The sequence below is a fragment of the Pseudomonas chlororaphis subsp. aurantiaca genome (assembly GCF_013466605.1).
Taxonomy (GTDB): domain Bacteria; phylum Pseudomonadota; class Gammaproteobacteria; order Pseudomonadales; family Pseudomonadaceae; genus Aquipseudomonas; species Aquipseudomonas chlororaphis_I.
Genome location: NZ_CP059162.1, coordinates 3431330 through 3444329 on the forward strand (window position 1 = coordinate 3431330; position 13000 = coordinate 3444329).

Below are 13000 nucleotides of genomic sequence, written 5' to 3' on the forward strand. Positions count from 1 at the left end.
GGGATTGTCGCTATCGGACAAAAACTGTTCCATTGATTACAAGGAAGTGTGTTTATGTCGAAAGTTAAAGCGAAAGCTATTGTGACCGCCGAACAAGAACTCGTGCCTCTGGCCGCGGCAAGTTCGGCTTACAACCAGATCAATAGCTTCAGCCATCAGTATGACCGGGGTGGCAATCTGACGGTCAATGGCAAACCCTCCTACACGGTCGATCAAGCCGCTACCCAGATACTGCGCGACGGTGCCGCGTACCAGGACCTCAACGGCAGCGGCAAGATCGAACTGACCTATACCTTCCTGACCTCGGCGTCCTCGAGCACCATGTACAAGCATGGCATCTCCGGGTTCAGCCAGTTCAGCGCCCAGCAGAAGGCCCAGGCCGTGCTGTCCATGCAGTCCTGGGCGGATGTGGCCAATGTCACCTTCACCGAAAAGGCTTCCGGTGGTGACGGTCACATGACCTTCGGCAACTACAGTGGCGGTCAGGACGGCGCGGCGGCCTTCGCCTACCTGCCGGGCACCGGTGCCGGCTACGACGGGACGTCCTGGTACCTGATCAACAGCAGCTACACCCAGAACAAGAACCCCGATCTGAACAACTACGGCCGGCAGACGCTGACCCACGAGATCGGCCACACCCTGGGCCTGGCTCACCCTGGCGACTACAACGCCGGGAATGGCAACCCGACCTATAACGACGCGACCTACGGACAGGACACGCGCGGTTACAGCGTCATGAGCTACTGGAGCGAAAGCAATACCAGCCAGAACTTCAGCAAGGGCGGCGTCGAAGCCTATTCGTCCGGCCCGCTGATGGACGATATCGCGGCGATCCAGAAGCTCTACGGGGCCAACACCACCACCCGTACCGGCGACACCACCTACGGCTTCAACTCCAACACCGGTCGTGACTTCCTCAGCGCGACCTCGTCGGCGGACAAGCTGGTGTTCTCGGTATGGGACGCGGGCGGCAAGGACACCCTGGACTTCTCCGGTTTTACCCAGAACCAGAAGATCAACCTCAATGAAACCTCGTTCTCCGACGTTGGCGGCCTGGTGGGCAACGTGTCCATCGCCAAGGGCGTCACCATCGAGAACGCCATCGGCGGTTCCGGCAGCGACCTGCTGATCGGCAACAAGGTGGCCAACGAGCTCAAGGGCGGCGCCGGCAACGACATCCTCTACGGCGCCGGTGGGGCGGACAAACTCTGGGGTGGCGCGGGTGCCGATACCTTCGTCTTCGGTGCCAGCTCGGACTCCGCTCCGGGTGCGGCCGACCAGATCCTGGATTTTGTCAGCGGCCTGGACAAGATCGATCTGACTGGCATCACCAAGGGCGCCGGGCTGCACTTCGTGAACGCGTTCACCGGTAACGCCGGCGACGCGATCCTCAGCACCTCGGCTGGCAACAGCACCTTGTCGGTGGACTTCTCCGGGCACGGCGTGGCGGACTTCCTGGTCAGCACCGTCGGCCAGGCGGCCTACACCGACATCGTCGCCTGAGTGAGTGTTGTAAGGTAAAATGCGGAGGGCGGCGCTTAGGCGTCGACCTCTGACCTTGCATCGACTGGTGAACAGGCCGAAGTTTCACCCGGAGCAATCCCCTTATGATTCGAACTGCCTTGATCGCTAAGGCCGGCGCGTACCTGATCGCGACGCTGATGATGTTTTATGGAGAGACAAGCATGGCAAGCAGCCTGAGATTGGCGGACCCCGCGGAACTGGCCGGACACTGGCAACTGTCGCAGCCGGCACAACCTGCCAGCCTCTGTGCCCTGGACCTCGAGCTGAACGGCACCCTGGGCGCCGGCGCCGAGTGTTTTTCCGCCTGGCTGGGCGATTCGGCCATCGGCTGGTTTCCCGAGCCGGACGGTATTGCCGTGACGGGAAAAGAAGGCTCGAAGATCATCTTTCTAAGTCGCCAGAAAGAAGGCTTATATCAAGGCACTTTGAAATCAGGCATAACGATTATATTGCAGCGTACACCCTGAGTAATCGCGACTGTATGCATCTTTAAATGTATCTGTATGGATAAGCGTATAAGGCAGTGCCATATACGCGATGTCCTTCGTTCGATTAAAGACAACTAAATAACTAGAACTTCGTTTCGTCTGGCGGTAGAGTCCTTTCGCCTGTCCGCCGCAATAATCCAATAATGTCCCGACTCAAGTACGGGCGGTTTATTTGTCCTGCGCCCCTGGCACGGGATATACAGCTCAGGAAAGACCAATGAAGATGGCGAAGACCACTGCACCGCTGTTCAAGGCACTGGGCGATTACAAAGGCATTCTGATCAGCGTCGGATGTTTCACCGCCCTGATCAACGTGCTGATGCTGGTCCCCTCGATCTACATGCTCCAGGTCTACGACCGGGTACTCTCCTCGCAGAACGAAACCACCCTGGCGATGCTGTCGCTGATGGTGGTCGGGTTCTTCGCGTTCATCGGCCTGCTGGAGGTGGTGCGCAGCTTCATCGTCATCCGCATCGGCAGCCAGCTGGAGCGTCGTTTCAACCTGCGGGTCTACCAGGCGGCGTTCGAGCGCAACCTGTTTCGCGGCGAAGGGCATGCCGGGCAGTCCCTGGGCGACCTGACTCATATCCGCCAGTTCGTCACGGGACCTGCGCTGTTCGCCTTCTTCGATGCGCCCTGGTTCCCCATCTACCTGTTCGTGATCTTTCTGTTCAATACCTGGCTGGGCGTGTTCGCCACCGCCGGCGCGGTCTTGCTGATCGCCCTGGCGTACCTCAACGAGGCGATGACCAAGAATTCTTTGGGCGAGGCCAGCGGCTATTCGCAGAAGTCCACGCAACTGGCCACCAGCCACCTGCACAACGCCGAGACTATCCAGGCCATGGGCATGCTCGGCGCGCTGCGCAAGCGCTGGTTCGAGGTGCATTCGCGCTTTCTCGGCCTGCAGAACCAGGCCAGCGACACCGGCGCGGTCATCAGCTCGCTGAGCAAGACCCTGCGCTTGTGCCTGCAATCGCTGGTGCTGGGCCTGGGCGCCTTGCTGGTGATCAAGGGCGACATGACCGCCGGCATGATGATCGCCGGCTCGATCCTGATGGGCCGGGTGCTGAGCCCGATCGACCAGTTGATCGCCGTCTGGAAGCAGTGGAGTTCCGCCAAGCTGGCCTACCAGCGCCTGGACTCGCTGTTGCAGGCCTTTCCGCCGAGCGATACGGCGATGTCGCTGCCCGCGCCCAAGGGCCAGGTGAGCTTCGAGCAGGTCAGCGCCGGCCCGCCGGGCAAGCGCATGGCGACCTTGCAGCAGGTCAGTTTCAACCTCGGGGCGGGAGAGGTGCTGGGCGTGCTCGGCGCTTCCGGCTCCGGCAAATCCACGCTGGCCCGGGTGCTGGTGGGCGTATGGCCGACCCTGGCCGGCACGGTGCGTCTGGACGGCGCCGATATCCATCGCTGGAACCGCAACGAACTGGGGCCCTACATCGGTTACCTGCCCCAGGACATCGAGCTGTTTTCCGGGAGCATCGCCGAGAACATCGCGCGCTTTCAGGAGGCCGACCCGCAGAAGGTGGTGCAGGCCGCGCAACAGGCTGGCGTGCACGAACTGATCCTGCGCCTGCCCCAGGGCTACGACACCTTGCTGGGCGATGACGGCAGCGGCCTGTCCGGCGGCCAGAAGCAGCGCGTGGCCCTGGCCCGGGCGCTGTATGGTCAGCCGCGGCTGGTGGTGCTCGACGAGCCGAACTCCAACCTCGACACCGTGGGCGAAAGCGCCCTGGCGTCGGCCATTGCGCAGATGAAGGCCCAGGGTACCAGCGTGATCCTGGTGACCCATCGTTCCTCGGCGCTGGCCCAGGCCGACAAGCTGCTGGTGCTCAACGAAGGGCGCTTGCAGGCCTTCGGTCCGAGCCAGGAAGTGCTCAAGGCGTTGTCCAGTGGTGCCCAGGCTCAGGCGCAAAATCAAAGCCAGGCCCAGCCCCAGGAACAGCAGCGGGAAAAAACCTCGGCCCCGACGGCCCCGGGCGGCTTGAGCATGAGCCGCCAGTATCAGGCCCCGACACGGAACCCAGGCGCATGAGCAAGGACAGCGAAATGATGATCGAACAAGGTTACGCGCCGGAGCGTCCCGAGCGCGACGCGCGGTTTTTTGCGCGTATGGGCTGGGTGCTGGCGCTGGCCGGCGCCGGCAGCTTTTTTCTCTGGGCGGCCCTGGCGCCGCTGGACCAGGGCATCCCGGTGCAAGGCACGGTGGTGGTTTCGGGCAAGCGCAAGGCCGTGCAATCCATGAGCGGCGGCGTCGTCAGCCGGATCCTGGTGCGTGAAGGCGAGGCGGTGAAGCAAGGGCAACCGCTGTTCCGCCTGGACCAGACCCAGGTCGAGGCCGACGTGCAGTCGCTGCAGGCGCAGTACCGCATGGCCTGGGCCAGCCTGGCGCGTTGGCAGAGCGAGCGCGACAACCTCAAGCAGGTGAACTTTCCCGAGGCCCTGAGCGCCGATCCCGACCCACGCCTGGCCCTGGTCCTGGAAGGCCAGCGACAGCTGTTCAGCAGCCGGCGCGAGGCCTTCGCCCGCGAGCAGGCGGGGATCCGCGCCAATATCGAAGGCGCCACCGCGCAACTGGCGGGGATGCGCCGGGCGCGCACCGATCTCAACAGCCAGGCCGAGTCCCTGCGCCAGCAGCTGGCCAACCTGCAGCCCCTGGCGGACAACGGCTACATCCCGCGCAACCGCCTGATGGAGTACCAACGCCAGCTGTCCCAGGTGCAGCAGGAACTGGCGCAGAACACCGGCGAAAGCGGGCGTGTGGAGCAGGGCATTCTCGAGTCGCGGCTCAAGTTGCAGCAGCACAGCGAGGAGTACCAGAAGGAAGTGCGCAGCCAACTGGCCGAAGCCCAGCTGAAAAGCCTGACCCTGGAACAGCAACTGACCTCGGCCGGTTTCGAGCTGCAGCACAGCGAAATCCTCGCCCCGGCCGACGGCATCGCGGTCAACCTCGGGGTGCACACCGAAGGCGCCGTGGTCCGCCCCGGGGAAAACCTGCTGGAGATCGTGCCCCAGGGCACGCGCCTGGAAGTGGAAGGGCACCTGCCGGTGAACCTGATCGACAAGGTCGGCAGCCACTTGCCGGTGGACATCCTGTTCACCGCCTTCAACCAGAGCCGCACGCCGCGGGTGTCCGGCGAGGTCAGCCTGATCTCTGCCGACCAGATGGTCGATGAAAAGACCGGCGTGCCTTATTACGTGCTGCGCAGCAGCGTCAGCGACCAGGCCATGGAAAAGCTCAACGGCCTGGTGATCAAGCCGGGCATGCCGGCGGAGATGTTCGTGCGCACCGGCGAGCGCTCGCTGCTCAATTACCTGTTCAAACCCCTGCTCGACCGGGCGGGTTCCGCATTGACCGAGGAATAAGGATGTTCCGTCGCATGAGTCAGCTTTCCATCTTCGGAGCCACAGTCGCTTTGCTGGTATGCACCAACGCCCAGGCCATGGGGCCGTTCCAGGTCTACGAACAGGCCCTGCGCAACGACCCGGTGTTCCTCGGGGCGATCAAGGAGCGCGATGCCGGCCTGGAGAACCGCATCATCGGCCGCGCCGGGCTGCTGCCGAAACTCAACTACAGCTACAACAAGGGTCGCAACAACTCCGAGGCCACCGTGCCCGACGGCCGCGGCGGCACCAGTCACGATGACCGCAACTACGACAGCTACGGCTCGACCTTCACCCTGCAACAGCCGCTGATCGACTACGAGGCCTATGCCTCCTACCGCAAGGGCGTGGCCCAGGCGCTGTTCGCCGACGAGAACTTTCGCGGCAAGAGCCAGGAGCTGCTGGTGCGGGTGCTGACCTATTACACCCAGGCGCTGTTCGCCCAGGACCAGATCGAGATCGCCCAGGCCAAGAAGAAGGCCTTCGAACAGCAGTTCCAGCAGAACGAGCACATGTTTCGCCAGGGCGAGGGCACCCGCACCGACATTCTCGAAGCGGAATCGCGCTACGAGCTGGCCACCGCCGAGGAGATCGAGGCCCGCGACGAGCAGGACGCGGCGTTGCGCGAGCTGGGCGCGTTGATCGGCGTGCCGACCGTGGACATCCGCGACCTCGACCCGCTGCGCGAACGCTTCGAGTCCTTCCCCCTGTCGCCGGCCAACTACGACGCCTGGCACGAACTGGCGATCAGCAACAACCCGAACCTGGCCTCCCAGCGCCATGCCGTGGAAGTGGCGCGTTACGAGATCGAGCGCAACCGCGCCGGCCACCTGCCGCGGCTCAGTGCCTATGCCACCTCGCGCCGGGTCGAGTCGGAAAGCGGCAACACCTACAACCAGCGCTACGACACCAACACCATCGGCATCGAAATCAGCATGCCGCTGTACGCCGGTGGCGGGGTCTCGGCGGCTACCCGCCAGGCCAGCCGCACCATGGAGCAGGCCGAGTACGAGCTGGATTCGCAGACCCGCACCACCCTGATCGAGCTGCGGCGCCAGTTCAGCGCCTGCCTGTCCGGGGTCAGCAAGCTGCGGGCTTATCAGAAGGCGCTGACCTCGGCCGAGGCCCTGGTGATCTCGACCAAGCAGAGCATCCTCGGCGGCGAACGGGTCAACCTCGATGCGCTGAACGCCGAACAACAGCTGTACACCACACGCCGCGACCTGGCGCAGGCCCGTTACGACTATCTGATGGCCTGGACCAAGTTGCACTACTACGCAGGCACCCTGCGTGAAGATGACCTGGCCCGGGTCGACGAAGCCTTCAGGCCTGGGTCATGAACTGACCAACAAGGCGGCCGAGGGCGGCCCGACCTGACATTTTCGACAAAAACAAAAAACGAGAAGTCATCACATGGATAGACGCTTTTATCAGCTCAAGGCGCTGAGTCGCCGCTCGTTGCTGGCCTGTTCCATGCTGTCGGCGGTGGCACTGCCCGGCATGGTCCAGGCGCAGTACCAGGAAACCGGCCAGTTGGGGGTGCCGGCCAGCTGGCAATCGGCCGAATACACCCAGGACTGGGGCCTGGAACGCATGCGCGCCAGCTCCGCCTATGCCGCCGGCATCACCGGCAGCGGGGTGAAGATCGGCGCCCTCGACTCGGGCTTCGACGCCAGCCACGGCGAGGCATCGCCCGAGCGCTTCCACGGGGTCACCGCCAGCGGCAGCTATGTCGATGGCACGCCGTTCAGCGTCTCCGGGGTGCTCAACGGCAACAACGACAGCCATGGCACCCATGTCACCGGCACCATGGGCGCAGACCGCGATGGCGTTGGCATGCACGGCGTGGCCTTCAATGCCCAGGTCTACGTGGGCAACACCAACAAGAACGACAGCTTCCTGTTTGGCCCGACCCCGGACCCGCAGTATTTCAAGGCGGTGTACGGGGCCCTGGCGGATGCCGGGGTGCGCGCGATCAACAACAGCTGGGGCAGCCAGCCGCCGGGCGTCAGCTACCAGACCCTGGGCGACCTGCACGCCGCCTATGCCCAGCACTATGGCCAGGGCACCTGGCTGGACGCGGCGGCCGATATATCGCGCCAGGGCGTGATCAATGTGTTCAGCGCCGGCAACAGCGGTTACGCCAACGCCAGCGTGCGCGCGGCGCTGCCGTACTTCCAGCCGGAGCTGGAAGGGCACTGGCTGGCGGTGTCCGGCCTGGATGCGAATAACCAGCAGCGCTACAACCAGTGCGGCATCGCCAAGTACTGGTGCGTGGCCGCGCCCGGGCGGCTGATCTCCAGCACCGTGCCCGGCGGCGGCTACGCCACCAAGTCCGGCACCTCGATGGCCGCGCCCCATGCCACGGGCGCGTTGGCCCTGGTGATGGAGCGTTATCCCTACATGAACAACCAGCAGGCCCTGCAGGTGTTGCTGACCACCGCGACCCAGCTGGACGGTTCGATCACCGAGGCGCCCACCAGCCTGGTCGGCTGGGGCGTGCCCAACCTGGAGCGGGCCATGCACGGCCCCGGGCAGTTGCTGGGGGCGTTCGATGCCAACCTGGGCGCCGGGCAGGGCGATGTCTGGAGCAACGACATCTCGGACAAGGCGCTGCTGCAACGCCAGGGCGAAGACGCCGCCGAGCACGCGGCCTGGCAACAGACCCTGAAGGACAAGGGCTGGGAAAACGGCCTCGGCGCCGGTGCCAGCCAGCAGGACAAGACCGACTACGCCGTCGGCATGGCCCGCGACGCGGCCGCGGCGCAACGGGTGTACGAGGGCAGCCTGATCAAGTCCGGCGCCGGCTGGCTGGTGCTCAGCGGCAACAACAGCTATCGCGGGGCGACCACGGTCAATGGCGGCCTGCTGACAGTCAATGGCTCGCTGGCGTCCAGCGTTACGGTCAATGACGGCGGCACCCTTGGCGGTTCCGGACGCATCGGCGGGTTGCTGGCCAACAGCGGCGCCACGGTGGCGCCGGGCAATTCCATCGGCACCTTGCAGGTGGCGGGGGACGTCACCTTCCAGCCGGGCTCGACCTATGCCGTGGAGCTGTCGCCCACCAGCAGCGACCGCATCGTCGCGGGCGGCAAGGCCACCCTCAACGGTGCCGGGGTCACCCTGGCCCTGGAAAACAGCCCGCAACTGCTCAGCCTGGAGCAGACGCAAAGCCTGATCGGCAGCCAGTACCAGATCCTGCAGGCGGCGAACGGGATCGACGGGCGCTTCGGCTCGGTGGAACCGAACTACCTGTTCCTCGGTGGCAGCCTCGATTATTCCGCCAGTGGCGTGCAGCTGAGCATCGGGCGTAACGCCACCTCGTTCGCCAGTGTCGGCCTGACCCCGAACCAGCGCTCGGTGGCGGCCGCCGCCGAGCAGCTGGGGGCGGGCAACCCGGTGTATGAAAGCCTGCTGCGCTCGCCGAGCGCCGGTGTGGCGCAACAGGCGTTCCAGCAGCTGTCCGGGGAAATCTACCCGGCGCTGGGCTCGATGCTGCTCAACGACAGCCGTCAGCTGCGCGAGGCGGTCGGCGAGCGTCTGCGGGTGCCGGGCGCGGTGGTGCAGAGCGAGGGCAACCTCTGGCTCAAGGTGCTGGGCGCCTGGGGCAAGAACGACGGCAGTCACGACACCGAGGGCTACAACAGCTCCATCGGCGGGTTGCTGCTGGGGGCCGACGGCACGCTCAGCGACAGCACGCGCCTGGGCGCCTTCGCCGGCTACAGCGACAGCTCCCTGAGCATGGGCGGCGGCACCCATTCCAAGGCATCGGTGGACAGCTATCACCTGGGCACCTACCTCGGCCACGAGCTGGGCGCCTGGCGCCTGAGCGCGGGCGCGGCCCTCAGCTGGCATCGCGCCGACGTCAAGCGTGACCTGCAGTTCGTCGAGGTCAGCGGCAAGCAGAAAGCCAAGGTCGATGCCCGCACCAGCCAGGTCTTCGGCGAGGCGGCTTATCGCCTGGACCTGCCGGCGCTGGCCCTGGAACCGTTCGCCAACCTGGCCTACGTGCACCTGCACCGCGACAGCTTCAGCGAGAAGGGTGACGCCGCCGCGTTGAAAGGCGGCAGCGACAGCCGCGAAGCGGTGCTCGGCACCCTCGGCCTGCGCGCCCTGAAAAGCCTCGAACTGCCCGGGCAAACCCGCCTGGACCTTTCCGGCTCCCTGGGCTGGCAGCACAACCTGAGCAACACCCGGGCCGAAGAGCATCTGGCCTTTGCGTCCGGTGGCACGCCGTTCAGCGTCGAAAGCACCTCGCTGCCGCGCAATGCCGCGCTGGTCGGCGCCCATGCCAGCCTGGCGTTGAGCCGCGACCTGCGCCTGAGCCTGGATTACAACGGCCAACTGGCCAGCCGCGAGAAGAACCACGGGGCAGGGCTGAGCCTGAACTGGCAGTTCTGATATCGGCACAGCCCGGGTCGCCGTTGGCGGGCCGGCTGTTCGGTAAACCAGCCGCGCCGGGTCTGGCGCGGTGTTTCTAGCAAGGCAACTATTTCCAGCAAGGCAACTAAGGAAGGTACCGATGAAATACAGCTTTACGGGGGCTGCTCCGGCAGCCAACAGCCTGGTGCGCGCCTCCTGTGGCGCTTTGATCTGTGGCCTGGCCGCGGCGGGTAGCGCCCAGGCCGCGCCTTATGTGGAAGGCGGCAAGCCGGGCGATCCCGGCAGTTGGCGCAGTGCCGAGTTCAACGCCGAATGGGGCCTGGGGGCGATCCACGCCGAGCAGGCGTATGCCGCCGGTTACACCGGCAAGGGCGTCAAGCTGGGGATCTTCGACCAGCCGGTGTATGCCCAGCACCCGGAATTCAGCGGCAACAACAAGGTGATCACCCTGGTCACCAGCGGCATTCGCGAATACACCGACCCTTACATTCCGGTCAAAGCCGGCGATGCCTTCCGTTATGACGGCACGCCCTCGGTGGGTTCCGACGGCAAGCTCGGTTCCCACGGCACCCACGTCGGCGGGATCGCCGCCGGCAGTCGCGACGGTGGGCCGATGCATGGCGTGGCCTTCGACGCGCAGATCATCAGCGCCGAGAACGGCGACCCGGGCCCCGAGGACGGGATCATTCTCGGCAACGACGGCGCGGTCTACCGGGCCGGCTGGGATGCCCTGGTGAACAGCGGCGCGCGGATCATCAACAACAGCTGGGGCATCGGCATCACCGACCGCTTCGACCAGGGCGGTCGCGATCCGGCCTTTCCGCATTTCACCGTGCAGGACGCCCAGTTGCAGTTCGACCAGATCCAGCCGCTGCTGGGCACCCGCCAGGGTGGTGCCTACAGCGGGGCGATCGACGCCGCTCGCGGTGGCGTGCTGACCATCTTCGCCGCCGGTAACGACTACAACCTGAACAACCCGGACGCCATCGCCGGCCTGGCCTATTTCGTGCCGGAAATCGCGCCGAACTGGATGACGGTAGCGGCCTTGCAGGTGAACCCGGATACCTCCAGCCCCAATCCCTACACCCTCAGTACCTTTTCCTCGCGCTGCGGCTACACCGCGAGCTTCTGCGTCTCGGCGCCGGGCACGCGGGTCTACAGCGCGGTGATCGGCGGCACCAACCTGGACGACATGACCATCGGCTACGCCAACAAGAGCGGCACCTCCATGGCCGCGCCCCATGTGGCGGGCGCGGCGGCGGTGCTGATGGAGCGCTTTCCGTACATGAGCGCTTCGCAGATCGCCACGGTGCTGAGGACCACCGCCACCGACATGGGCGATCCGGGCATCGACGCGCTGTACGGCTGGGGCATGATCAACCTGCAAAAGGGCATCGACGGCCCGGGCATGTTCGTCACCGAAGCGGACATTCCCCAGGAGTTCCGTGTCGAAGGCGCCTACGGCTCCGGCCAGTTCGTCGTCGACCTGCCCGGCATCGGCGCCGTGGTGGATTCCGGCAAACCCACCGAGCGCCTGTGCACTGGCCTGTCTTGCGGGCTGGATGTCTGGCGCAACGACATTTCCGGTCACGGCGGCCTGACCAAGCAGGGCATCGGCACCCTGGTGCTGACCGGCAACAACAGCTACAGCGGCCCGACCCTGGTCAATCAGGGACGCCTGGCCATCAATGGTTCGCTGGCATCAAGCGTGACGGTCAATGACAGCGGCATCCTCGGCGGCAACGGGCGCATCGCCGCGCTGACCGCCAACCGTGGCGGTACCGTGGCGCCGGGTAACTCCATCGGCACCTTGCAGGTGGCGGGCGACGTGACCCTGCAACCGGGTTCGACCTACGCGGTGGAGCTGTCGCCGACCAGCAGCGACCAGATAGTCGCTGGCGGCAAGGCCACTGTCGAAGGGGCCAACGTGACCCTGGCCCTGGAGAACAGCCCGACCCTGCTCAGTGCCCGCGAGGCCCAAAGCCTGCTGGGCCGGCAATACAACATCCTGCAGGCGGCCGGTGGCATCGAAGGTCGTTTCGGTTCGGTGGCGCCGAACTACCTGTTCATTGGTGGCAGCCTCGATTACTCGGCCACCGGTGTGCAGTTGCAGGTCGCGCGTAACGCGACATCCTTCAGCGATGTCGGCCTGACCCCGAACCAGCGCTCCGTGGCGGCCGCCGCCGAGCAACTGGGGGCGGGCAACCCGGTGTACGAAAGCCTGCTGCTGTCGGAAAACGCCGACAGCGCGCAACAGGCCTTCCAGCAATTGACCGGGGAGATCCATCCGGCCATCGGCACGCTGCTGATCAACGACAGCCGCCAGCTGCGCGATGCAGTGAGCGACCGTCTGCGTCAGGACGGCCTGCTCGACTCGTCGGCGCCCGCGGCCAGTGACAATAATCTGTGGTTCAAGGTGCTGGGGGCCTGGGGCAAGTCCGACGGCGGTTATGACCATGCCAACTACACCACCTCGATCGGCGGCCTGCTCGCCGGGGTCGATGGCTTGATCGCCGAGGACACCCGTCTTGGCCTCTTCACTGGCTACAGCGACAGTTCCCTGAGCATGGGCGATGGCACCCATTCCTCGGCCTCGGTGGACAGCTATCACCTGGGTGCCTACCTGGGCCACCAGCTGGATGCCGTGCGCCTGAGCGTCGGCGGTTCCTACAGCTGGCATCGCATCGATGTGAAGCGCGACCTGCAATACGGCGAGTTCTCGGATCGGCAGAAGGTCAAGCGTGACGCCCAGACCGCCCAGCTGTTCACCGAAGCGGCGTGGCAAGTGGCGTTGCCAGGCGTGGTCCTGGAGCCCTTCGTCAATCTGGCCTACGTGCATGTGGGCAGCGACAGCTTCCATGAAAAGGGCGGGGCCACCGCACTGCGCAGTGGCGATGACAACCGCGACGCGGTGCTCTCGACCCTCGGCCTGCGGGCCAGCAAACGCTTCGCCCTGTCCGATGCCCGGCAGCTGGAACTGGCCGGCACCCTCGGCTGGCAGCACAACCTGAGCGACACCCGTTCGGATCAGCACCTGGCTTTTGCCAATGGTGGTTCGTTTAACATACAGAGCGTTGCGCTGGATCGTAACGCCGCTGTAGTCGGGGCTCGCGCCGGCCTGTTGCTGGGGCGCGATACCCGGGTAAACCTGGACTACAACGGCCTGTTGGGTTCTCGGGACAAGAGTCATGGGGTCGGCCTGACCCTGGACTGGCAGTTCTGAG

7 protein-coding genes are annotated in these 13000 nt (G+C 65.2%); all 7 read left to right on the forward strand.

Annotated elements, in window-relative coordinates; genetic code table 11:
- Positions 1-54: 54 nt before the first annotated feature.
- Complete coding sequence (locus tag H0I86_RS15695; RefSeq protein WP_180925740.1) at positions 55-1503, forward strand: serralysin family metalloprotease; 1449 nt, start codon at positions 55-57, stop codon at positions 1501-1503.
- Between the two features lie 104 nt (positions 1504-1607).
- The gene (locus tag H0I86_RS15700; protein ID WP_180925741.1) at positions 1608-1991 is read left to right on the forward strand and encodes an AprI/Inh family metalloprotease inhibitor; all 384 of its coding nucleotides are present in this window, start codon (positions 1608-1610) and stop codon (positions 1989-1991) included.
- A 238-nt stretch (positions 1992-2229) separates the two neighbouring features.
- Positions 2230-4044: a type I secretion system permease/ATPase gene (locus H0I86_RS15705; RefSeq protein ID WP_180925742.1), complete on the forward strand. Its 1815-nt coding sequence runs from the start codon at positions 2230-2232 to the stop codon at positions 4042-4044.
- Positions 4045-4058: 14 nt separating this feature from the next.
- Complete coding sequence (locus H0I86_RS15710) at positions 4059-5375, forward strand: HlyD family type I secretion periplasmic adaptor subunit (RefSeq protein WP_373369429.1); 1317 nt, start codon at positions 4059-4061, stop codon at positions 5373-5375.
- A 2-nt stretch (positions 5376-5377) separates the two neighbouring features.
- Positions 5378-6733 (forward strand): TolC family outer membrane protein, encoded by a 1356-nt coding sequence (locus H0I86_RS15715; protein ID WP_180925744.1) that lies wholly within the window; start codon positions 5378-5380, stop codon positions 6731-6733.
- Between the two features lie 73 nt (positions 6734-6806).
- Entirely contained in the window at positions 6807-9794 is a 2988-nt protein-coding gene (gene eprS, locus H0I86_RS15720) for an autotransporter serine peptidase EprS (protein ID WP_180925745.1), read from the forward strand.
- Between the two features lie 121 nt (positions 9795-9915).
- Positions 9916-12999, forward strand: a complete 3084-nt coding sequence (locus H0I86_RS15725) for an autotransporter outer membrane beta-barrel domain-containing protein (RefSeq protein ID WP_180925746.1) — start codon at positions 9916-9918, stop codon at positions 12997-12999.
- Position 13000 lies beyond the last annotated feature (1 nt).